The 22,924-nt window shown below is 39.4% G+C and carries 19 protein-coding genes, 1 tRNA gene and 1 pseudogene; 16 read left to right on the top strand and 5 right to left on the bottom strand.

Translation table 11 applies throughout. From position 1 onward, the window contains the following. Positions 1–12: 12 nt before the first annotated feature. From OP489_RS02105 to OP489_RS02080, 6 genes are all read left to right on the top strand, one after another. A complete protein-coding gene (locus tag OP489_RS02105; RefSeq protein ID WP_266162727.1) occupies positions 13–477 on the top strand; it encodes a phage holin family protein in 465 nt (154 codons plus the stop codon). A gap of 346 nt (positions 478–823) precedes the next feature. After that, on the top strand, positions 824–2,551 hold the full coding sequence (locus OP489_RS02100) for a hypothetical protein (protein WP_266162726.1): 1,728 nt from the start codon (positions 824–826) through the stop codon (positions 2,549–2,551). Then, positions 2,548–3,630, top strand: coding sequence for a glycosyltransferase (locus OP489_RS02095; protein WP_266162725.1), 1,083 nt, complete (start codon positions 2,548–2,550; stop codon positions 3,628–3,630). The genes OP489_RS02100 and OP489_RS02095 overlap by 4 nt, the downstream gene beginning before the upstream one ends. A 434-nt stretch (positions 3,631–4,064) precedes the next feature. Beyond that, the gene (locus OP489_RS02090; protein ID WP_266162724.1) at positions 4,065–5,906 is read left to right on the top strand and encodes a DUF6020 family protein; all 1,842 of its coding nucleotides are present in this window, start codon (positions 4,065–4,067) and stop codon (positions 5,904–5,906) included. A 2-nt stretch (positions 5,907–5,908) separates the two neighbouring features. Continuing rightward, positions 5,909–6,835, top strand: coding sequence for a glycosyltransferase family 2 protein (locus tag OP489_RS02085; protein WP_266162723.1), 927 nt, complete (start codon positions 5,909–5,911; stop codon positions 6,833–6,835). 369 nt (positions 6,836–7,204) lie between these two features. Then, positions 7,205–8,158, top strand: a complete 954-nt coding sequence (locus OP489_RS02080; RefSeq protein WP_266162722.1) for a hypothetical protein — start codon at positions 7,205–7,207, stop codon at positions 8,156–8,158. Positions 8,159–8,193: 35 nt separating this feature from the next. On the opposite strand, the gene OP489_RS02075 is transcribed toward OP489_RS02080, so the two are convergent. Together OP489_RS02075 and OP489_RS02070 are read right to left on the bottom strand one after the other, a co-directional pair. Then, positions 8,194–9,678, bottom strand: coding sequence for a ferrous iron transporter B (locus OP489_RS02075; RefSeq protein ID WP_266162721.1), 1,485 nt, complete (start codon positions 9,676–9,678; stop codon positions 8,194–8,196). 19 nt (positions 9,679–9,697) lie between these two features. Further along, positions 9,698–9,931, bottom strand: a complete 234-nt coding sequence (locus OP489_RS02070; protein ID WP_180341370.1) for a FeoA family protein — start codon at positions 9,929–9,931, stop codon at positions 9,698–9,700. 109 nt (positions 9,932–10,040) lie between these two features. Between OP489_RS02070 and OP489_RS02065 the strand changes: the two genes are divergently transcribed. After that, a complete protein-coding gene (locus tag OP489_RS02065; protein ID WP_323135413.1) occupies positions 10,041–10,544 on the top strand; it encodes a metal-dependent transcriptional regulator in 504 nt (167 codons plus the stop codon). Positions 10,545–10,609: 65 nt separating this feature from the next. Here OP489_RS02065 and OP489_RS02060 read toward each other — a convergent pair whose 3' ends face one another. Then, entirely contained in the window at positions 10,610–11,920 is a 1,311-nt protein-coding gene (locus OP489_RS02060; RefSeq protein WP_266162719.1) for a hypothetical protein, read from the bottom strand. Positions 11,921–12,124: 204 nt separating this feature from the next. Between OP489_RS02060 and OP489_RS02055 the strand changes: the two genes are divergently transcribed. The 5 genes and pseudogenes from OP489_RS02055 to msrB all read left to right on the top strand — a co-directional run bounded on the left by OP489_RS02055 (position 12,125) and on the right by msrB (position 17,765). Further along, positions 12,125–13,522: a sodium/glutamate symporter gene (locus OP489_RS02055; protein ID WP_266162718.1), complete on the top strand. Its 1,398-nt coding sequence runs from the start codon at positions 12,125–12,127 to the stop codon at positions 13,520–13,522. A gap of 27 nt (positions 13,523–13,549) precedes the next feature. Continuing rightward, positions 13,550–14,965 carry a M20 family metallopeptidase gene (locus OP489_RS02050; protein WP_266162717.1) on the top strand — a complete coding sequence of 472 codons (1,416 nt, stop codon included), beginning with the start codon at positions 13,550–13,552 and terminating at the stop codon, positions 14,963–14,965. Between the two features lie 48 nt (positions 14,966–15,013). Further along, positions 15,014–16,186, top strand: a complete 1,173-nt coding sequence (locus tag OP489_RS02045) for a M20 metallopeptidase family protein (RefSeq protein WP_266162716.1) — start codon at positions 15,014–15,016, stop codon at positions 16,184–16,186. 166 nt (positions 16,187–16,352) lie between these two features. Further along, positions 16,353–16,595: pseudogene (locus OP489_RS02040) on the top strand (IS1595 family transposase); the annotation flags it as partial. A 219-nt stretch (positions 16,596–16,814) separates the two neighbouring features. Continuing rightward, positions 16,815–17,765: a peptide-methionine (R)-S-oxide reductase MsrB gene (gene msrB, locus OP489_RS02035; RefSeq protein ID WP_266162715.1), complete on the top strand. Its 951-nt coding sequence runs from the start codon at positions 16,815–16,817 to the stop codon at positions 17,763–17,765. Between the two features lie 140 nt (positions 17,766–17,905). Here the strand turns inward: msrB and OP489_RS02030 are convergent, their stop codons facing one another. Both OP489_RS02030 and OP489_RS02025 read right to left on the bottom strand, forming a co-directional pair. Next, positions 17,906–18,142: a hypothetical protein gene (locus tag OP489_RS02030; RefSeq protein WP_266162714.1), complete on the bottom strand. Its 237-nt coding sequence runs from the start codon at positions 18,140–18,142 to the stop codon at positions 17,906–17,908. 529 nt (positions 18,143–18,671) lie between these two features. Beyond that, a tRNA-Pro gene (locus tag OP489_RS02025) sits at positions 18,672–18,747 on the bottom strand. A gap of 157 nt (positions 18,748–18,904) precedes the next feature. Between OP489_RS02025 and OP489_RS02020 the strand changes: the two genes are divergently transcribed. The 4 genes from OP489_RS02020 to OP489_RS02005 all read left to right on the top strand — a co-directional run bounded on the left by OP489_RS02020 (position 18,905) and on the right by OP489_RS02005 (position 22,863). Beyond that, positions 18,905–19,324, top strand: a complete 420-nt coding sequence (locus OP489_RS02020; protein ID WP_266162713.1) for a GtrA family protein — start codon at positions 18,905–18,907, stop codon at positions 19,322–19,324. Between the two features lie 16 nt (positions 19,325–19,340). After that, complete coding sequence (locus OP489_RS02015; RefSeq protein ID WP_266162712.1) at positions 19,341–20,723, top strand: glycine--tRNA ligase; 1,383 nt, start codon at positions 19,341–19,343, stop codon at positions 20,721–20,723. A 233-nt stretch (positions 20,724–20,956) separates the two neighbouring features. After that, positions 20,957–21,688, top strand: a complete 732-nt coding sequence (locus tag OP489_RS02010; protein WP_323135431.1) for a DUF975 family protein — start codon at positions 20,957–20,959, stop codon at positions 21,686–21,688. A 77-nt stretch (positions 21,689–21,765) separates the two neighbouring features. Continuing rightward, complete coding sequence (locus OP489_RS02005; RefSeq protein WP_266162711.1) at positions 21,766–22,863, top strand: radical SAM protein; 1,098 nt, start codon at positions 21,766–21,768, stop codon at positions 22,861–22,863. Positions 22,864–22,924: the final 61 nt, after the last annotated feature.

Below are 22,924 nucleotides of genomic sequence, written 5' to 3'. Positions count from 1 at the left end.
GAGAAAAATAAAATGGATACATTAACAAAAACGAAGGCGGTATTTACTGCCATCGTAGGAGTTCTGGCGTCTTGGCTCGGAGAACTTGCCGTGCCGATGTTGGTACTAGTCATTTGTAATTTGATTGATTATGTGACCGGCTTAGCCGCAGCATCAAAGCGTGGCCAAAAGATCAGTAGCTATCGAGGCATTCAGGGTATTGCGAAAAAGGTTTGTATGTGGCTGCTGGTAGCGGTCGGTGCAGTGCTTGACTGGCTTCTTTCTTATGCAGGTGACAAGCTCGGAATGACCATTCATCTGCCGATGCTGATCGCGTCGCTTGTAGCTGTCTGGCTGATCTGCAACGAATTAATCAGCATTCTCGAAAACATTGGAGATATCGGAATTCCGCTGCCTGGTTTCTTAGGGCGCCTCGTTTCGATGCTCAAGAGTAAGGTCGACTCTCAGGTACCGGATGATGCCAGCAATCAAAAGTAATAAAATATAACTTATAAAAAATAAGCCTATCGAGGAGAAATGAACAGGTCCGTAAAAAACGGACAATGACAAAAGGCCCCCAATCGTAGGATAATATAACTACAATTGGGGGCAGTTCAAAAATCCTCGATGGGCTTATTTTTTTTGCTTTGATTTAAAAATGTGAAAAATCCAGTGTAAATATAGTTCACAATCTAATTGTTTTGAGAAACTAACATTTACAAAAGCATAAAAGCAATTGGATCTTACTACCATTCTTGTCGAATAAGTGCTATAATATGGTGTCTTTTTGTGTATCATAAAATTCAAAAAGGAGCAATAATTTAGATGAAGGAGCATGGGTCCAATGCATTATCTGGTTCTTTTTATTAAGTTGACAGCTTTTTTCTTATCTAATCTGGGATTTTGGGAATTATTAAGAAGAAAGACTCAAATTAATATTTATTTCTTACCTAGTTTAACTATAGCCGTACAGACTACAATCCTGTTTTTTGCTGGGTTACTTAATATTCTTAAGGGAACTACTTATCTTTTATGGGGGTGTGGCTTGGCTTTATTGATATTTTTTATCACAAATGACAGAAACGTAAAATTTATTAACAATTATAAAAAGGTTGGCTTTGTTTATCTGGTTATTTCGGCAGCAATTATGCTTTTTTATGTGAGAGGGAAAATATTTACTCATTATGATAATTTCTCACATTGGGCATTAGTTGTCAAGCAGATGTTGTCTACCAACAGATATCCAAATTTCGAAGATACAATTATTATGTTTCAAGAGTATCCATTAGGAAGTTCAACTTATATTTACTATTTTGCTAAACTTGTGGGAAAGAATGAATCGCTACAGATGTTTGCACAAATATACACGATGCTTACATGCTTGCTACCAATATTCACTTATACAAAGAAAAATCAGATTTTATCATGTGGCATAATGTTTTTTGTTACAAATTTTCTTTTTTTATACAATATAAATGTAACGGATTTGTTGGTTGATACATTGCTGCCATTAGTATCGATGTGTGCGCTTTTATATGTATATCGTTATTCCGTTAATTTTGCGAAGTATCACATTGAATTATGGCTGTCAATTTTTTACATGATTCAAATAATACAAATAAAGAATTCTGGGATCTTCTTTTCTGCAATCGCTTCAATATGGATTTTAATTAGGATAAGGAACGATAAGGCTATCATTTCTAGATTGGCTATAGCATTATTGCCATACATCACTTTGAAATTATGGCAGAATCACTGCAGTTATGTGTATGCTAGTTCTGCAACTTCCAAGCATGCTATGACGGTAGCAAATTACAAAAATGTTTTTGCATCAAAAACGGCGGAAGATGTTAGAACAATATGTCACGCTATGTTAAAATTTTCATTGACCTATAAAGATGTATGGTTTATTTTCTTATGCTTGATATTTGCAGGGATTGTGTGCTTTACTGTCGCAAAAGCAAATCGACAATTTTTTATCAAAATTTTTATTTTTAACTTGGTAATGTATATCATGTACCAAGTAGGAACGCTTGTTATGTATCTTTATTCCATGCCAGGAGATGAAGCTACAAGTCTTTCCAGTTCATCCCGCTATTGTAAAACGATACTAATAGCCATTGTATACGGGACAATACTTCTCTATTTAAAAATTATCTCTGATATTGAATTAAAAAGGATAACAGGAATTATCAGTATTCTGACATTAGTAGTTGTAATGTTCGTAGCGATGAAGGGAACATTAGGGACATTTAAAACCGTATTTTCAGATGTACCTAATGCATCAGAACGTAATTGGATCCAAAATGTTAAAAATCAGTATGGAATACCTATGGGGGAATCTTGTTGCATTGTAATTAGTTCGAGTGATTCGGGCTACACATATTATTTGGGAAAATATATATTTCAGACAAATGATATATTGACTCTCATTAGTCCGAGCAAAGAGGACATGGATACCATTAGTTCAAAATATATTTTGGTTTACGATAAAGAAAATACTTCTGTGCAGGGATGGATCTCCACAAATTACCCTGGACAAGTTGGTAACGAGGTAATTATTAGAAAATGATAAAGATGGAAAAAATACCAATAGTAATTCCTGCTTATGAACCAGATAATAGATTGATCAAATTGTTACAAGAATTTAATGAAAATGATATTGGTCCAGTTATATTGGTTAATGATGGTAGCTGTCATGAATATGATCCTATTTTTGAAAAAGCAGAAAGACTTTTAAATGAGCATGATGGTGTTTTATTGAAACATCCACAAAACATGGGAAAAGGGAGAGCTCTAAAAACAGCATTTTCCTATATTATAAACAATTATCAGAATGCAATAGGGGCTATTACAGCTGATTCAGATGGACAACATACCGTAGAATGTATAAAAGCTGTTATGGATGCATTCTACAATGAACCAAAATGTTTGGTATTAGGGGTGCGACAATTTAATGGAGCTGGAATACCGTGGAAAAGCCGATTTGGCAATAATTTGACAAAGAAAGTATTTGCAGTGGTATCGGGCGTTCATGTAAGTGATACACAAACAGGACTTCGTGGGATTCCTATTTCATTTATGGAACAACTTCTTGAAGTTAAAGGCGATAGATTTGAATTTGAAATGCAAATGCTGTTAGAAAGTGCAGGTAAATATAATATAGTTGAAATACCAATAAAAACAGTTTATGATTCAGAAGAAAATCATCAGACACATTTTAACCCAATAAAAGATTCTATTAAAATCTATAGGATTCTCGGAAAAAAAATTTTAAAATATATCTTTTCATCATTTTCATCAAGCATTATAGATTTAATTTTGTTTTCATTTTTTTGTTTGATACTTAAAAATAAAAATTTGAATTTATATGTTGCAATTTCAACGGTACTAGCAAGAATAATATCTGCAACATATAATTATTTTATGAATTATAAGGTCGTTTTTAAGAGCAGTGAATCAATTAAAACCTCTGGTATTAAATATGCGATGCTAGCAGCAGTACAAATGAGTATGAGCGCCTTTCTTGTTACCACATTTGTAAGAATTTTTTCTGTAATTCCAGAAGTCGTGGTTAAGATAATCATTGACACTATTTTATTTTTTGTTAGTTACCATATACAGCAGAGATATATTTTTTTTAAATCGTAATGGTCAAGCATTTTTGTAACACCACTGTGAATCTAATTCATGTTTTTGGCATATTACAACGCATATTTTGACTTGCATGTGACTTGCATGTTTTCGAATTTTACCATTATTTTGCGTGTTTTTGCGTTAATTTAAGATATAAAAAAGCCGCATCAGAATGCCAACAAATGGCTATCTGACACGGTTTTTGTTTGGTGGGCCATCTAGGACTCGAACCCAGCACCAACCGGTTATGAGACGGTTGAGGGATTTTTTGTTGTTAATACGTCTAATTGTATTATTTCAATTATGTTGAATCTTGACGAATTTTCATACAAAGCGTTCCATTTTATGGTATTTAAGAGTATTATTAATATAATATAGTAATATAGAAATTTATGTTATAGCGATGTAAAGAGATTATTGTATAAAAACGATTGAAAGTAAAGGTAAATATGAAATTGCATTTGAATAAATTGGCATCAAATAAACAAATTATTATGTCTATAATTTTTGCTACAATAGCAACATGGGGAATTCAGAATATGATAAAAGGTGAACTAACGCTTTTATCATATTCTAATAGTATTTTTTCATGGATCTGGTTTGTTATACTAATGTTTCTTTGGTATAAAACGTTAGAAATTGATAATTCTAATGCACTTGCTATAAGAATACTTCTCGCTCTATTTTTTTCTGCTTCGCTTGTTTTTGGCTCAATTATCATCAAAAGTGGATATGCGCAAGCGAACAAAGGACAAACATGGGTAGCAATCATTTCAGGCACCTTTTTGTGGTATCCATTGATCACAATCGCACTCAAGTCTATTTCTAAAATAAATTTAAATCTACAAGTATTTAAAGAACCCAAATGTATAACAAAACTCTCAGAAAAGTTCCCTATACTATTTGAAATAATAGTATGGATTATTATTTTCTTATCATGGGTGCCAAACCTCATAGCATCTTTTCCAGGAATTTATGGATATGATAGTGTTTACCAGATAAATTTTTATATCAATCATCGATTTAGTTTACATCACCCAATCATTCATTCATATCTTCTTGGCTTTTTCACAATCACAGTTGGCGATGCTATAGGAAATAGACAAATAGGATTTTTACTGTATATTCTTATTCAGATGGCCATTCTTTCTTTTGCATTTGCTGAAACCATAAGAAATCTGCGTAATTGGCATTTGCCTTTTATTGTACAACTAGTAATGCTGCTTCTCTTCATGTTCCTACCGACAAATTCCATAATGTCGTTTTCTTCAACGAAAGATATTATTTATTCTGCAACATTTCTACTAATGGTTTTGCAGTGGGCAAAACTGGTTGTCAATAACAAGTATCTTGAATCAAAAAAAAGCGTCGCATTGACAATTGTTATTGTATTCATAAACTTAATTTTTAGGAATAATGCTATATATGTAAATATTATGGCAATGATCATTGGCTTATTAATTTTTCATAAATGGAAGATTAATAAAAAGATCTTATCAATTGGAATCATCTCATGTGTCCTTTTTGGAGTTTATTCAGGACCAATTACAGCACTCGCTGGTGGCGTAAAGTCCGATTCACTCCAAGAGATGTTGAGCGTTCCAATTATGCAGTTGTCACGTGCGGCAACCGTTGGATCCCCTCAGCTAAACTCTGAAGATATTAGTGAAATAGCTGAATACATACCTGATTATTCAAAATACACAAATAATCAACAAGGTATCTCAGACCTTATGAAACAGACATTTAATTCCGATTTATGTAAGTCAGATCCAAAAAGGTTTATAGCTTTATGGATAAAAGTCGGGAAAAAATGCCCAACTTCATATGTAGATGCGTTCTTGCGCTTGACTATTGGTCTATGGTATCCAGATATGAATTACCGTGATCCACAAGCATATCACCCATATTGGGAATATGATAATACTTCACAAAATAATAAAAATTGGGTTTTGATTACAAGACAAACACCTACATCTTTCCAATGGCTAGAAAAATGGTTACATAATTTATCTTATAACAATAATTATCAGTCTATGCCTATATTTTCAATGCTATTTAGTTCTGGCTTTTTTGTGTGGAACATGCTACTCTATATAACTTATGCATTTTATAAGCATAGCTATCAACTTTTATTTCCGGCAGCATTCCTATTTGCATTATGGCTCACATTATTATTAGGACCAGTTGTTTTATATAGATATATTTACCCACTTGTAATAACTACACCTGTCCTTTTAGGGCTTATCTTAAAAAATGAACAAAATATATTAAAATTAGGTGACGATTGAATATGGATCAAATTGCAGTCTTAATTCCCTGTTACAATGAGGAGAAAACGATAGGAAAAGTAATAGCAGACACAAAAGCCGTTTTGCCATCAGCAACAGTATATGTTTATAACAATAATTCACAGGATCGAACTGTTGAAATTGCTAAACTAGCAGGTGCTATCGTACGAAATGAATACATGCAAGGTAAAGGGAATGTAATCCGACGTATGTTTCGAGAAATTGACGCAAAGTGCTATATCATGGTAGACGGAGATGATACTTATCCTATAGACGCTGTTCCAGAAATGGCAGACAAAGTTCTTCACCATAATGCAGATATGGTGGTAGGAGATCGGTTATCCTCCACATACTTCACAGAAAACAAGCGTCCATTTCATAATTTTGGTAACTCATTAGTTCGAAAGAGTATTAACAAATTATTTAGTTGCGATGTAAAAGATATTATGACCGGATTCCGTGCGTTCAGTTATGATTTTGTAAAGACGTTTCCAGTCCTGTCAAAAGGATTTGAAATTGAAACTGAGATGACGATTCATGCGGTTTATAATAATATGCAGATCGATAACGTGGTTATTGAATATCGCAATCGTCCGGAAGGAAGCATATCGAAACTAAACACTTACTCGGACGGTTTTAAGGTACTCAAGACTATTTTCAATCTGTATAAAAATTATAAACCATTGGGATTTTTCGGTATATTTGCAGCAATATTAGCTGTGGTATCAACATTGAACGTTATACCGGTTTTAACAGATTATGTTAAGACGGGTCTCGTAGCAAAATTTCCCACATTAATTACATGTGGATTTATCGCAATAGCAGCGTTTTTATCATTCTTCTCAGGATTAATTCTGTCAAATATGGAGAAAAACGCCAAGCGAACATTTGAGATTTTACGAAATATGATTCATAAAAATAAGAATTAAAGATTAGTAGCTTACTACTTGTTGAAACAGCTACTATTGCCATACATAAAACAGGTCTGAGAAATCAGCTCTGCTTTTTTATGTTTTAAAATTGACAAAAATCTAAGAAATTTGAAGAAACGACTTTCAACAGATTTCCTACTAAGTACAATGTCTTGTGCCTAGCCCTCTTCTTTTTTGCACGATAAAAGTGACGTTAAATGAAAAATTCAAGACTTGTCAAAATGGAACTCTCTAAGCGGTACTCAATTATATAAAATAGCAATTTAGTCTAATTGAAAAGGAGAACCAAAGTGCAACAACTCTGTAGGAGTTAAGAGTATTATTAACGCGATAAATAATATCTTTTGACGTAGGAGGATACGAAAAGTGAGTATGAATGTAACGATTACCTCTGAAACAATATCAGAATGTCAAGATTTCTTGCATATAATTTACGATGATAAAAAATATTTACTTGAGGAATTTGCTAAGGAATATAAGACCAATGATTTTTCACTCGATAAGAAGCTTAAAGAGTCTACTATTGTATACCGTGGCAAAAGAATGACCTATGACGAATTTTGTAAAGCAAACCACGATTTTGGCGAAGAGTTAAAATTTGTAGATAGATACAACAAAGAAATATATCCTTTAGAATACCTCCTCATTATGAGAAATAGTGATTATTATAAAGCTGCTAAATACATTAAGAAAACAGAACAATGCTTTCAAACAGCGAGATACTATTTACTGAATAGTTACGATTTGCTAAAAACGGATTTTGAAGTTAATTGGTCCTCCGGATATGTTCCCCAGTTTTTATTAAGGACAATGGATTTTACGACAGCAGTTGTGTGGTATAATTCATGCTTTGATTATATACTGCAGGTAGCCTATTTTGCTTTTGGTATTTATAAAAAGACTGATGAATATACCGATCAGACATCTCATGAAGATTTGTTGAAAAAATGTACTTATGATACTATGGGGAAAATATATAGCCAATATAAGACAGTCCCCAATTATAAGGCGCTGTGGGAAATTATTATCAAATGTTATAATGCATTGTCTGAGATTAATTCATGGGCCAATTATATAAAACATAAAGGTGGAATATCTTTTAAGGGGCTTAATCCCCCTGAACCATTTCATATGAGTATGACTGACACAAAAGGAAACATTGTCGCTGAATCTTCTAACTTCGAATCAATAGAAATTGATCTGGATGATTCATTGCTTGTACTAAAAGACGTACATAAAGCAATATATGATTGCATTAATAGCCTTATCGACTTTATAGATTTCAATAGCGCACAATCTCCAAAAGTTATCTTACCATGATGATAATTCATTGAGCCTTTGTTATGTCAGATTGTTTATAAATAACTTGTCTGCATTATGAGTACACAATTTAATACGCAGTACTTTTTTGACTTCATATTTAATATTTTCCAACTAAAAAAATCACCACCACCCGTCCAACATACGGCAGTTGATGGTGATTTTTCTGTGTGAATATAATTCACATTCTTATAATACAAATTTATACTCTCCATGCACATAGTAAGTGCTTGCTTTCCGCAGGCACAACAGCGTTTAAACGGCTTATCGAGATTATAAGCCACTCTAGGCAGGTATCCGGCATCTTCCAAAAGCGTAAATAACGGGAAAAAGATTGCCATTGGTGGAAGCATCACCGAAACGACCCACGCAAGCACCCGATAAACTCCAAATACCAGCGCTCCATAAAACCATTCCGGCGCATTGATAGAACGAAAGAAATCTGTCAGCCGATCCTGTACCCAAAATAAGCCATTTGATAAAAGTTCTGATGGATAATTGGCGCCTGTAATCGTAATCCAGAAAATCAAAGCCAAAAGTACAAGCATAATTGGATATCCAGTCATTTTACTTGTGAGAATCCGATCCAGTCGACGGTCAAATGCGCTATATTTTTCCTTCTCGTATGTAACCGCGCCGCGGCATACATTTTCGGCAGCAGTTACCAAAGAAGAAACCATCTGATCTTTTAACCCATCTTTACTAAATCCTTTTTCCTTAAGGAAACTTTTTGCCCGCATAACCCCTGCAAAAAGAGTTGGGTCCTTGAGAAAATTTTCTCCTAAATAAGAATCAATCTCTTTCATTAAAGATACGTCTGTGTCCAGCAGCTTTAAACCCAACCACCGACTATTTAACTTTCCATTTAATTTTTTTTGGAGCAGCGGCTGTATCATCGCAACTGCTTCTTCAATTTCTTCTGAATAACTAACTTTTAGCGGAGAAGCTGAAAGTTTCCCATCAACTACACTATCCAAAGTATTCATTAGCTTTTGTAGGCTACTTTTCTTTCTGGCTACGGTACTGACGATCGGTACTCCCAAACGCTTTTGGAGCATTTTTAAATCGATGTAAATGTTCTTTTTCTTGGCTTCGTCCATTAAATTGACGCACACAACTACTTTTGAAGAAATCTCCATCGTCTGTAAAACCAGATTGAGATTACGTTCCAGACAAGTCGCATCACAGACAACGACCACTGCATCTGGATCCCCAAAGCAGATAAAATTTCGGGCGACTTCTTCTTCTGCAGAATGCGCCATCAGAGAATAGGTTCCCGGAATATCCACCATCACATAAGAATGTTTCTTTGTTCCACAATACCCCTGCGCATTGGTGACCGTTTTTCCCGGCCAATTTCCGGTATGCTGATTCATGCCTGTAAGCCCATTAAAGACGGTACTCTTCCCCACATTTGGATTTCCTGCCAACGCAATCACCCGATCAAGCGGTGTATGCTTTTGAATTTTTAACCCGGAATCCACGGCGTTAATTCCAACCGAACGATTTGTTAACCCCATTCTGAAAGCCCCTTTCCGACTAAGCTTTAATCAGGATGTTTTGGCAGTCTTCTGAACGGATGGCAATTACCGCTCCCCGAATCAGGAATGCCGATGGGTCCCCTCCCGGGCTTCTTCCGAGACATTCCACATCTGTATTTTCGATGAGCCCAATATCCAAAAGTCGGCGTCTCATGCTGCCTTTGGAATTTAATGAACGGACAACTGCGTGCTGTCCCGGTACAATATCATTTAAGCAAAGTTGCTGATTCATAGAAATGACACCTTTCGAATAAATTTTAGGAGAAGGAAACTTTTGGTCTATCAACAGATTATTCAGCTTCCAAAATATTCGTTCCAAAAGCTGAATCATTAAAAATAAGGTGAATTCTATGAAAGAGCAAAATGGATTCTATACTCTGAAAGGCTATCAAAAAAACGACAGCGCAGATATGACCTCTGCAATGGAAGATTATTTAGAAATGATCTGCCGAATTTTGCAGCAAGGGGAAACCGTAAAGGTAGGAGAGCTCTCCCAAAGGCTCCACGTAAAGCCTTCATCCGTTACAAAAATGGTTCAGCAGCTGACCAGCTCCGGATATCTCCGTTCAGAGAAATACGGATTGATCTGCTTAACTCAAAAAGGCAGTCAAGTTGGAGAATATCTACTCTACCGTCATGACGTTTTATTTCGTTTTCTCTGTATCCTCAACCATTCTCAGGACGAATTGGAAGAAGCGGAAAAAATCGAGCATTTTTTAACTCCTGCTACAATTCACAGACTTGATAAATTGACACAAGAACTGGAAATTGCAAGAGGAAAACCGTCTGCCGAACTCTCCCAAAAAGAACAAACAGGTTTAATCAAAAAAGGACCTCCTCCATAGGATTCAGGAACATAAAAAAGGCGCACCGCGAAAATTCGCAGTACGTCTTTTTATCTTTCCTCTGATTATAAAAGTCTTTTTCTGAAACTTTCCGCTGAAAAACCATACGTCCTCGTTGGTCTTCCTTTTTTATTTGGTCCTGAAATCGAAATTTCATGAATGAGCTGTGCTTCTAAAAGCTGCTGTAAAATTCGATTTGCACTGCGGGAAGTTACATTCAGCAGTTTTCCGACGGAAGCCGCTGTCAGATGTGCCGACTCATTGAGCTGAAACAGCCCAACCAGCTTTAGCAAATTGGTCTGGTTAATTCCACTATTTTTTGCAAATGAAACCGCATTCTGATTTTCATAGCTATAAGTAACCGCATGTGTAGCAGAAAGGGGGCCTGTCATCTCCGCATTGTCTCCGCTAACCAAAAAGCCGTCGTTTCCGCCGTATTTTAAAGCTTCCAGCAATGCAACCTCCGCATAATAATGGCTGCGGTCTCCGGAAGGATTGAGTCCCGCTCCAATACGGAATGGAAAATTCAAATGTTCCTGCAGATAACGCACCAATCTTTGAATCCTCTCCACCGAGATTGTCTGAATCGGTGCTTGCGTCTGGAGTTCAAAACGCCCAAATCCAGCGGTAATCAAAAAGTCCATTCCATTATCTCGGCGAAAATCCACCAGCAGCTTATGCAGTGTTGCCTCTCTGTACTCGCGCTCTTCTCCATTGCAGCTTCGTTCCATAGGCAGCCGCAAAATAACGACTAGGTGATCCATCTCTTCTGCCTGAGAAAGCCGCAGTTCTTTTACTGCAGCTTCGATTGACTCCTGAATCATAATAGCAGAAGGAAAAACTGCAAGATAGGGAATCTTCAGCTCGTCCAATGCCTTAAGATTATTGATGCTTCGGCTGATAACCAGATCAATTTTTCCAGCATCCCAAAGTTCCTGGGTACGGGCAGTAATCCGTTTATAGTCATAGATTTTATCTTCATAAAAATAAGGCATATTTTTCGGATCAATATACCGCTGCACATCCATAAAATGATTAAGCGGGGTCAAAAAGTCCACAAACACACGATTTAAGGGGACCTCTGGATGTTCAATACAAAAATTCAGCAGAATTCCCAGAATGTCTTTGGTTCCATAAGCAGTAAAAGCACAAGGAATTGCAATATTGGGGATATGGTTATGAATATAATGATATCCCAGCTCTCCAGAGAAGAAAATCACGTCGCACCGATCTTTGCAGTCCTCATAAATCCAATCAATATCAGACAGCTCGTTATAGATATATTTGTGAAATTCACACCCAAAATCATAACTTTCAATGACTTTATTGATCGGTTCCAACGAACGCTTTGGGCTAACAATCGCAACAGAAATCATAAAATCTCCCAATCCGTTTCTTAAGATTATTATGTCGAAAATTAATTTATCACAAACTTTTTCGTGGATTTTCTTTAATATATCACAAAGATTTTATTTCGTCAAAAAAAGAATTGACTTTTGTTGCTGTTGATGATATTGTGAATGCATAATTAAGGACTTAAAAATCAAAGTCCTTAAATAAAACTAGAGGGGGAATACCTAATGACCAGTGCTATCCTTACCGACCTGCTTAAAAGTTTGGGACTTTTAGGCGCATTCTTACTAATCGGTGTGTTTTTACGCGCCAAAGTCAAAGTCTTTCAGAAAGCCTTTATTCCGGCTTCCGTGATCGGCGGATTTCTGCTCCTACTCCTAGGGCCGCAGTGCTTTAACATTCTTCCGGTTCCTACCGATTGGTTTAACATCTATTCTCTATTACCAGGCATTTTAATCGTTCCTGTTGTCGCATCTGTACCTCTTGGTCTGCGCATTGGAACAGGGAAAGATGCTTCTACAGGAGAAGATGCCAGTGTCCTCAAGAACATTGTTCCTCTGATGTTTATCGGACTTGGTGCCAGCATGCTACAATTTGCAGTCGGTTATGGCACGCATGTCGCCTTCAGCAATCAGAATCTCTATGACGTTTTCGGAATCGAACTTGCGATTGGATTTGTCGGAGGTCATGGCACCGCAGGTACCCTCGGCAATATGCTCAACGAAATGAATTTACCATATTGGCAAACTTCTCAGGGCGTTGCAATCACCACGGCAACCTTTGGTCTTGTCGGCGGCATTCTGATCGGCATCGCAATGATCAACTGGGCTGCCCGTCATGGTCAGACCGCTATGCTAAAGAAGCCAGCAGATATTCCGGAGCCGCTCCGTGTAGGCTTTGAAAAAGATCCTGCAAAGCAAGCTTCTATTGGCCGTGAAACCACAATGTCTTCCTCTATTGATGCATTTGCATTTCATATGGCTCTCATTTTTCTCGCCTGTGGAATTTCCTATTGGATTCTTCAAATAACCAAAGCTTTTAAGATTCCGGTATTAAGCAGTATTTCCGTATGGGCTTACGGCATGCTCGTCATGTTCCTCATCTGGGGAATTATGTGCAAATTGAAGATCGATTATTTGGTCGATGATCGCGTAAAGAGCAAGATTTCCGGTTCCTGCACTGAATTTGCTGTCATCGCAGCAATTGCCAGCCTCCCTCTCAAAGCAGTTGCCACTTATATCGTTCCAATTCTCGTCATGGTCGTCATCGGCTACATCGTTACCACCGCGGTTCTGTTCTTCTTCTGCAAACGTCTGCTGAAAGGCTACTGGTTTGAGCAGATGATCGGCACCTTCGGCATGGCAACAGGTGTTTTCCTAACAGGCGTTCTGCTTCTCAGAATCTGCGATCCGGACCTCAAGAGCCCTGCTCTTGCAAACTATTCACTCTCTTACACCGTTACCAGTATTATTTACTTTGCGCTACTTAACATGTTTATCGTTCTGCCAATGAGCAACGGTGCAGGATTTACCGCACTTGTTGGTCTTGGCATTGGCGTTGTCTCTTTGCTTGGTGCTATCATTTCGAGCCGTATCGCATTTGGCAAAGAATTTAAAGGAAACTGATTTCCTACATAAAGGAAGAAACGTAATATGGAAACTTATGAAAAGCTGCTTACTCAGTTGAATGCGAAAATCTGGGATTTCTCAGAATTGAAATTTTGTGAATATCGTTCTTCAGGAGCAATCATCGATCTTCTTAAAAAAGAAGGGTTTTCAGTAGAATCCGGTCTAGCCGGAATGGATACAGCTTTTACTGCCTCCTTTGGCAGCGGTCATCCTATTATTGGCATTTTAGCCGAATATGATGCACTTTCGGGGCTCAGTCAAAAAGCCAACGTGGCGTCTCCTTCTCCCAGAGAAGAAACACCAAATGGGCATGGCTGTGGACACAGTCTGCTGGGCAGCGGCTCTGTCGGTGCTGCACTGATGGTACGGGATTATCTGAAAGAAACCAAAGAATCCGGCACCGTGGTTCTATACGGCTGTCCTGCAGAAGAAGGCGGCTCCGGAAAAGCTTATCTTGCGAGAGCCGGTGCATTCGATCATCTAGACGCTGCCATCACATGGCATCCCGGTGGAGGCAACGCTGTTGCGACCGGCTCCATGCAGGCAAATTGTCAGGCTTATTTCCGCTTTAAAGGAATCTCTGCTCACGCTGCCGGTGCCCCGCATTTAGGGCGTAGTGCTCTGGACGCCGTGGAACTGATGGACGTTGGCGCTAACTATCTGCGGGAACATATTGAGCCAACCGATCGGATTCATTATGCAATTACCAACACCGGCGGAATTTCTCCAAACGTAATACCAAACCACGCAGAGGTCATCTATCTGATCCGCTCGACTGATTCTGAAAAAGTACAGAAACTGTATGACCGTGTTTGCAAGATTGCAAAGGGTGCTGCCTTGATGACAGAAACCGAAGTGGAAATCCGATTTGATAAAGCCTGTTCGAATGTGCTCTCAAACTCCGTACTGGAAGAGGTTCTTTATCAGAGTATGACGAGTGTTCCTCTTCCCGTTTATACTGAAGAGGAACTGCATTTTGCAAAAGAGATCAAAAAGACGGTTAAAGAAATAGATATGGCAAGCGATCTCTCTTTGACAGCATCTTCTGCCGCAGAAAAGCGCAAAATGATTGCGAAATGTCAAGCACTGCCAATGATGAATTTTGTTTTGCCTCACAAGCACCTGGATATTAATATTCCGGGTTCTTCAGATGTCGGTGACTGCAGTCACGTCGTCCCTACCGCTCAGTTTATTGGTGCTTGTTTTGTGCCTGGTACACCGGCACACTCATGGCAAGCCGTAGCACAGGGAATTTCAGGCACAGCGGTCAAAGGGATGCTTTATGCTGCAAGAGTTCTCGCTGACACGGCAAAGAGGCTGATTGACGATCCTACCATTCTTCCAAAGGCTAAGGAAGAATTTTTATCCGAAACAGATGGAAAACCTTATCGCTGTCCAATCCCGCCGGAAATCATGCCAAATAGTAATGCAAAAAAATAAGATCGTTTCATTTAGCTTTCTCCAATAGAAAAGGGGGCAATTTTATTCATGACAATTCTTGAATCCGCGCAAAAGATAGAATCACATCTTTCCGAGCTGCGGGAAGAATTCCATCGCCATCCGGAGGCAGCTTTTCAGGAAAAAGAGACCTCCGCTTTGATTGCAGCAGAACTGCGAAAAATCGGTAGCTACCAAATTACAGAAAACATCTGTGGACATGGAATTCTTGCAGAAATTCACGGCAACAAGCCCGGCAAAGCGGTTGCACTTCGCGCCGATATGGACGCTCTTCAGATTCCAGAAGAAACAGGGCTGCCATTTTGTTCTCAAACTCCGGGTATGATGCACGCATGCGGTCATGATAATCATATTACGATGCTGTTGGGTGCAGCGCGTTTACTCGCACAGTTTCAAGATCAAATTTCTGGAACAGTACGGCTCATTTTTCAGCCTGCCGAGGAATTCTCTCCAAAAGGCGGTTCCCGTTCTATGATTGAAGCCGGTGCATTAAAAGGAATCGACGCAATTTTCGGTCTGCATGTCTGGCCGGGACTTCCGCTTGGTACCTTCGGTGTAAAGGCCGGTCCGCTGATGGCTGCTTCTGATCATTTCTATGTTAAGATTCACGGAAAATCCGGTCATGCAGCTACTCCTGAAGCGGGAATCGATTCACTGCTCGCCGGTGCTCAATTTGTAACTGCAGCACAGTCGATTATCAGCCGCAACACAGATCCCCTTAAATCGGCAGTCATCTCCATTGGAACCTTTAAAGCCGGCACGCGCTATAATATTATTGCAGAAGAATGTGCTCTAGAGGGAACCTGCCGCACTTTTGACCCTGATGTTCGAGACCTTGCAGAGCGACGTCTAGGCGAAGTATTAAAGGGAATCTGCACCTTATCACAGTGTACCGGAGAGCTTGATTATGAACGGGGCTATATGGCCGTTAATAATGATGCAGCGATGTCTGATTACGTCCATAAAACCGCGGCTTCTTTGTTTGGAGCAGAAAAATCCGTTCTTGTTCCCCATCCTTCCATGTGCGCAGAAGATTTCGCTTTTTATCTCGATCATGTTCCAGGTGCCTTCGCCTGGATCGGCACTTCAAAAGAAGGAGATCCAATCTGGCCGCTGCACAGTTCTCATTTTACAGCCAACGAAGACATCTTATGGCGTGGTGCAGCACTGCTTGCCTCTTTGGCGTTAAATTTCAAAGGCTAATCTTCTTTATAGAAATCTCATTGAAAAAGGTTCCGTCTTTTCGGAACCTTTTTCTTTATATATGGCATATGATAGGTCTGCCTTATGCCTTCGCCTACACGATTTTTATTTCTTAGGCTATGTCACGACATATGGCTGATTTTGCTGATAAATAGTGTATACTAGTGGTAAATCCTTTGTTATTGCCACCAACTTTATTGTCTCTGGCACACGAAAAGATTTATCCGTGTGGAAAAAACACCTTGACTGCATGATGAATGGCTTATCCATTCGCAAAACTGCAACTGCTTGTGGCATTCACAGAAATACAGCATTTCTTTGGAGACATAAGATTTTGAATGCACTGAATGCACTTCAAAATATAGCAGATGATGTATCCGTGGACGGCATTTTTCAGGCAGATGAAACTCTTTTACCATCTCCAATCATAGTCAATTAAAGAGATGCTTTCACATTAAGCAGTGCCCACGTGAGACTATGGGCGTAGCTATAATTATTAAAAACAAGCCGGAATCTCACACCGGCTGTCTCGTCTTCGTCGATTGAATAACAGCTAACTTTAGTGGAAAAATTACATAGTGATTTTTGTTTGGAACAGGCGTATATATAAAAAGAGAAGAGGTGCGACATGTCAGAGATTTATCTTGCAGGCGGTTGTTTTTGGGGAAGTGAGAAATATCTTTCATCAATTCGGGGCGTCCTGTCCACGCAGGTTGGCTATGCAAATGGGAAAACGAAAGCCCCTACGTATGAGGATGTCTGTCATCATGACACCGGACATGCTGAAACCGTGCGTGTCGTTTATGATTCTGCGGTACTTCCACTGGAATTTTTACTGGAACTGTTTTATGAATCGATTGATCCGGTTTCCGTGAACCGACAGGGCGGTGATGTCGGAACGCAATACCGAACCGGTATCTATTATATCAATGACGAGGACCGTCAGATCATTGAGCGTTCCCTTGCACAACTGCAAAAACGGTATAACAAACCGATTGCGATAGAGGGTGAGCCGCTTCATAATTTCAGTCCTGCGGAAGAATATCATCAAAAATATCTGGATAAAAATCCGGGTGGATATTGTCATATTTCAAAGGCTAAATTTGAAAAGGCGGCGAAAGCTGTTGTAAGCCCTGTCGCCTATAAAGCGCCGGATGTCAGTGAACTGCGAAAAGATCTGACGGCAACACAGTATGAGGTTACACAAAACAACTCCACCGAGCCGCCGTTTCAAAATGAGTTCTGGAACTCTTTCAAGTCCGGTATTTATGTGGATATTACAACCGGTGAACCACTTTTTGCTTCAAACGATAAATTTGAATCCGGCTGCGGTTGGCCTAGCTTTTCAAAGCCGATAGATCCAAGCGTGGTTCATGAAAAGCGGGATACTTCTCATGGAATGCAAAGAACCGAAGTACGAAGCCGGGTTGGAAACGCCCATCTCGGACATGTATTTGACGATGGACCAAAAGAATCGGGTGGATTACGGTACTGCATCAATAGCGCCTCGCTTCGCTTTATCCCAAAAGACAAGATAGAACAAGAAGGCTATGGGTATCTGTTAGGGATAATCGACTGAACAAGCTGACTATTCAAATCAAAGGAAATGAAAAACAGCCGGTGAACGTTGATGAGCGTTCACCGGCTGTGCTTGATTTAAAAATATCTATTCACTGTCTGTAGTGTCTAAAATCAGTTGAAGAACCGTTTTTATTGGTTTCAATATCTCGCCACCGCAGCGAATACAGCAAATCGTTTGTCATAACCTTGTGCAAAGCAGAACAGCGGCGCGCCAATCAGGAACCGCTGCTGAGTCAGTTGATTTAATCGTTCCATCGGTTCTTCTCCCACCACATCGCTGATTTTATGATACAACTCGCGCAGAAAAATGATATCCATACAACTCTGGCTTGTAATTGGCAATGGCACGATATAATTCTTCACGAGCCCCTCCAAACATACTTTCATCCTCATAAGGAGCGCCGCTGAACCACATGTAAAAATGCGATGGTAAACCAATTACCTCAAAACCATCTGGTATCTTCCCGCTGTAATCAACGGGAACCTCGAGCGCTGATAATGCTTTTGATGTTATGCGCGGCATTTGTTAGCCGAAATGCTCAAATGTACTCAAATGGCGTTTTATTGAAAAATTCTTTAAAGATTTGGAAGGAATGCCACTTTGAATACCAGGCTGCTTTGCAAATATCCACTAGCGAAATATCCTCGTCAATATGTTGATGTATGTAGTCCTGCATTCGCTGTGCGGCATTGATTTTCTCCCATATGTCCATATCTCATCTCCGAAAAAAAGCATAACATATCAGAGGTTAATTGTCTTCAACCGGGTTCTATCTATTCTCCTAATTATAACAAGAGCCTACTAATAAAGCAAATAGATGCTTTCAAAAATACAACTAAACATAAAACGTGTAAAAAATAAAATCCTTAAAAATCACATGACTTCAAAGATTTTTAAGGATTTTGGTCGGAGTGACAGGATTTGAACCTGCGGCATCCTGCTCCCAAAGCAGGCGCGCTACCAGCTGCGCTACACCCCGAAATTCTGTTGTTCAATAGGAAGCTTATTTATTATATAAGAAAACGACTGTAAAAGTCAAGTGACAAAATACAAAAATCATCTATCAGCTCTTGAAAGCAGACTTTGTTAATGATAAACTGAATATCTAAGCAATTTTATCAGAAAAGAGCTGGGATATGGAAAAAATCAAAAAACTATGGAAGTTTTTCACTTCCCCAGAGATGCTCTCCTATTTATTCTTTGGCGTCTGCACAACAGTCATCAACATTGTAGTTTTCTGGTTAATGGCTGATATATTGCACTGTGCATGGGAACCCAGTAACCTTTTGGCATGGATTCTCAGCGTCGCTTTTGCTTTTATCACCAATAAACTATTTGTGTTTAAAAGTCGCAGAGCCACTCCCAAAAAGCTTTTATGGGAAGTTACAACTTTCGTTGGAGCACGGCTCTTATCTTTAGGTGTCGATATGGGCACCATGTGGTTACTCCTTGAGGTTTTGCATACTTCTAATCTAAGCGCAAAGATCATCTCAAATATTCTTGTTATTATCATTAACTACGTTCTAAGCAAATTGGTTATTTTTAAGAAAAAATAAAGGGAGAATTATTAAAATGAAAGCAACCGACAAAACGATGGACATGATCGTATCCTTATGCAAAAACCGCGGCTTTATTTACAGCGGCAGCGAAATCTACGGCGGCCTTTCCAACACATGGGATTACGGTCCTCTCGGCGTTGAATTTAAAAATAATGTCAAAAAAGCATGGATGAAAAAATTCGTTCAGGAAAGTCCCTATAATGTTGGGTTAGACTGCGCTATTTTGATGAATCCAGAAGTTTGGGTCGCAAGTGGTCATGTTGGAGGGTTCTCCGACCCCCTGATGGATTGTAAAGACTGCAAAGCCCGCCATCGCGCTGATAAACTGATTGAAGACTTTACCGGCGAACCGGCAGATGGCTGGAGCAATGAAAAGATGATGAAATTCATCCGCGAAAATCACATCAAATGTCCAAACTGCGGGGGCGAAAATTTCACTGATATCCGTCAATTCAATCTGATGTTTAAAACTTTTCAGGGCGTTACCGAAGATGCTAAAAATGAAATCTATCTGCGCCCTGAAACCGCACAGGGAATTTTTGTAAACTTCCAAAATGTTCAGCGCACCACCCGCAAGAAGCTGCCTTTTGGCATCTGCCAGATCGGCAAGAGCTTCCGCAATGAAATCACTCCCGGCAACTTCACCTTCCGCACCCGCGAATTCGAGCAGATGGAATGTGAGTTTTTCTGCAAGCCGAATACCGATCTTGAGTGGTTTCACTACTGGAAAGATTACTGCGAAAACTGGCTGCTCTCTTTGGGGCTTACAAAAGAAAACATGCGTCTGCGCGACCATGAAAAAGAAGAGCTTTCCTTCTACTCCAAAGCGACAACTGATATTGAATATCTCTTCCCATTTGGCTGGGGGGAACTCTGGGGGATTGCTGATCGTACCGATTATGACTTAGGGCGTCATCAGGAACATTCCGGCAAAGATCTTACCTATTTTGATCAGGAAACCGGTGAGCATTACCTTCCTTATGTTGTAGAACCTTCTCTCGGTGCTGACCGCGTCGCGTTAGCTTTTCTGTGCGACGCCTATGACGAAGAAGTCATTGACGAAGCGAAGAAAGATGTCCGTGTCGTTTTACATCTGCATCCGTCTCTTGCTCCATTTAAGGCTGCTGTTCTCCCTCTTTCGAAAAAGCTTTCTGAAAAAGCCCATGAAGTCTATGCGACCCTTTCAAAATCTTTTATGGTCGACTTTGACGAAACAGGTTCCATCGGCAAGCGTTACCGCCGTCAAGATGAAATTGGCACACCATTTTGCATCACTTATGATTTTGATTCACAAGAAGACAACTGCGTCACTGTTCGTAACCGTGATACGATGCAGCAGGAACGTATCAAGATTGATGAATTAGTTGCATATTTGACTCCTAAAATGGATTTTTAATCTAGATGAATGATCTAAGCCTTTTTGATCTTCTCAAAGAGGCTTTTTTTATTTTGAATTGATTTTTCCAACAATTTTGATATAATAAAAATACTTACTTGACTGTCCGACAAAACATCCTAAAATACAAGGAGGGAAAAGCCATGTGGGATCGCAGTATTATTAAATCGAATGCTAAACTTGCCCTGCGGGGGCGCTATTGATTATGCCTTGCGGCATCACTTGTCTGCGCTATTTTAACAGGAAGCTTTTTTTCACAGGGATCATCCGTAAAAACGGTCTATCAGATTCCGGATAACTTTAATTCCTATTCTTATTATGGGAGTAGGCATGACTTTAGAGACGCTTTTTATAATTTTCTTCACTTTTTCGGAATTAACCACCTTTTGCCTTTAATTTTCATCTTTGTGATTCCTATCTTGATGCTTATGATCGCTTACAGCATCTTTGTAAGCCCTGCATTCGAAATCGGTGAAAGCCGCTTTTATGTACATAATCGTTTCGGAGATACCCGCTTTTCTGCAATCTTCAGTGGATTTACTGCTAACTGGCTCAATACCGTCGGTGTAAAACTGGTTACCAATCTGATCATTTTGGGCTGGACTCTTTTGTTTGTAGTCCCTGGAATTATTGCTTCTCTTCGCTACAGCATGATCAATTATATTCTCAGTGACAATCCAAACTTATCTGGTGCCCGTGCACGGGAAATCAGCAATCAGCTCACAATGGGAGAAAAGGGTTCCATTTTCGTGTTTGGACTATCTTTCATCGGCTGGATTATTCTCTGCGGGATGACTTTTGGAATTGGGTTTATCTTTCTGCGGCCTTATACACATGCAAGCGGTGCGGAACTTTATATCTTTTTGCGGGATCGTGCAATTCAAAACGGAATGCTGGATCCTTCGGAGCTTGGTCTGAATGCTCCTCAGAATCCGGTTCCGCCTACTTCTACAAGCGCTTATTAATTTTATTGAATCTTTAAAAGACGTCCCCATACAAAGCAACTTGTATGGGGCATCTTTTTGCAAAAGGGGAAAATCGAATGGAATCTTCATGGAATTTGGAAACCTATTTGGCAAACGGGGTCGAATCAATCGTAAAAGAAATCCTGCGTGCCACGCTGAAAGATCCGAAAGAAAGCCTTTTTATGGCAGCTTTTGCCCGCTCCAGCAAGGCGGGTACCGCCCGCCGCGAAGAGTTAGAAGCACAGGGGCATCATATCCCCCCTTTTTTAATTGCCAGCATTTCAAGCCTTTGTAACCTGCACTGCAAGGGATGCTATGCCCGTTCCAATGGGACCTGTACAGAGGATTTGCCCGCTGGTCTTTTGTCATCAAAAGACTGGCAGCGAATTTTTAAAGAAGCAGAATCCCTTGGAATCGGATTTATTCTTCTAGCAGGTGGAGAACCTTTTATGCGCCGAGATGTGCTAGAAGAAGCCGGAAAAATTCCCAATATTCTTTTCCCAATTTTTACTAACGGCACTTTGATGAATGAATCCTCTCTAACCCTCTTAAAACGCTGCCGAAATCTGGTTCCCATTTTCAGCATAGAAGGAGAGCAAAAAAAGAACGATCTAAGGCGCGGGGATGGCGTCTATCAAAAAGTCACCGACGCTATGGAAACCATGAAAAAAGAGCGCCTGCTTTTTGGCGCTTCCGTTACCGTAACAACACAAAATCTTACTGAAGTAACCGGAGACAAATTTCTCCAAGATCTCGAATCCTGCGGCTGCAAAATTATTATCTTCGTCGAATATGTGCCTGTTACCGAAGATTCCAGGGCACTTGCCCCGGGAGAAAACGAGCGTGCCTATCTAAGCTCGAGACTTTCAATGCTTAGAAATAGCGATTTTAGTCCCGTTCTAATTTCCTTTCCGGGCGACGAAAAATCTTCCGGAGGATGTTTAGCTGCCGGAAGAGGATTTTTTCACGTTGATCCCTGCGGCGATGTACAACCGTGTCCTTTTTCTCCCTACAGCGACCGTAATTTAAAAGAGATTTCCCTTTTGGAGGCACTCGAAAGTCCATTTTTTAAAGATTTAAAACAGCATGATGTTTTAAAAGACGAACATGCAGGCGGATGTGTTTTATTTGAACGCCGCAATCAAGTAGAAGAGATCTTACAGTCAGAACTGTAAAATTAAAAAACAAATAAAAAAGCTTTGCCACAAGAGAAATTTTCCCTTATGACAAAGCTTT

The organism is Caproicibacterium sp. BJN0003 (genome assembly GCF_026314295.1).
Lineage (GTDB): Bacteria > Bacillota > Clostridia > Oscillospirales > Acutalibacteraceae > Caproicibacterium.
This window is presented reverse-complemented; position numbering and strand designations above follow the sequence as displayed.

What these genes read in the sequence shown, in the direction of transcription:
- OP489_RS02105 (WP_266162727.1), top strand. Translation starts at nt 13, where the DNA reads ATGGATACATTAACAAAAACGAAGGCGGTATTTACTGCCATCGTAGGA.
- OP489_RS02100 (WP_266162726.1), top strand. Translation starts at nt 824, where the DNA reads ATGCATTATCTGGTTCTTTTTATTAAGTTGACAGCTTTTTTCTTATCT.
- OP489_RS02095 (WP_266162725.1), top strand. Translation starts at nt 2,548, where the DNA reads ATGATAAAGATGGAAAAAATACCAATAGTAATTCCTGCTTATGAACCA.
- OP489_RS02090 (WP_266162724.1), top strand. Translation starts at nt 4,065, where the DNA reads ATGAAATTGCATTTGAATAAATTGGCATCAAATAAACAAATTATTATG.
- OP489_RS02085 (WP_266162723.1), top strand. Translation starts at nt 5,909, where the DNA reads ATGGATCAAATTGCAGTCTTAATTCCCTGTTACAATGAGGAGAAAACG.
- OP489_RS02075 (WP_266162721.1), bottom strand. Translation starts at nt 9,678, where the DNA reads ATGGGGTTAACAAATCGTTCGGTTGGAATTAACGCCGTGGATTCCGGG.
- OP489_RS02070 (WP_180341370.1), bottom strand. Translation starts at nt 9,931, where the DNA reads ATGAATCAGCAACTTTGCTTAAATGATATTGTACCGGGACAGCACGCA.
- OP489_RS02060 (WP_266162719.1), bottom strand. Translation starts at nt 11,920, where the DNA reads ATGATTTCTGTTGCGATTGTTAGCCCAAAGCGTTCGTTGGAACCGATC.
- OP489_RS02055 (WP_266162718.1), top strand. Translation starts at nt 12,125, where the DNA reads ATGACCAGTGCTATCCTTACCGACCTGCTTAAAAGTTTGGGACTTTTA.
- OP489_RS02050 (WP_266162717.1), top strand. Translation starts at nt 13,550, where the DNA reads ATGGAAACTTATGAAAAGCTGCTTACTCAGTTGAATGCGAAAATCTGG.
- OP489_RS02045 (WP_266162716.1), top strand. Translation starts at nt 15,014, where the DNA reads ATGACAATTCTTGAATCCGCGCAAAAGATAGAATCACATCTTTCCGAG.
- msrB (WP_266162715.1), top strand. Translation starts at nt 16,815, where the DNA reads ATGTCAGAGATTTATCTTGCAGGCGGTTGTTTTTGGGGAAGTGAGAAA.
- OP489_RS02020 (WP_266162713.1), top strand. Translation starts at nt 18,905, where the DNA reads ATGGAAAAAATCAAAAAACTATGGAAGTTTTTCACTTCCCCAGAGATG.
- OP489_RS02015 (WP_266162712.1), top strand. Translation starts at nt 19,341, where the DNA reads ATGAAAGCAACCGACAAAACGATGGACATGATCGTATCCTTATGCAAA.
- OP489_RS02005 (WP_266162711.1), top strand. Translation starts at nt 21,766, where the DNA reads ATGGAATCTTCATGGAATTTGGAAACCTATTTGGCAAACGGGGTCGAA.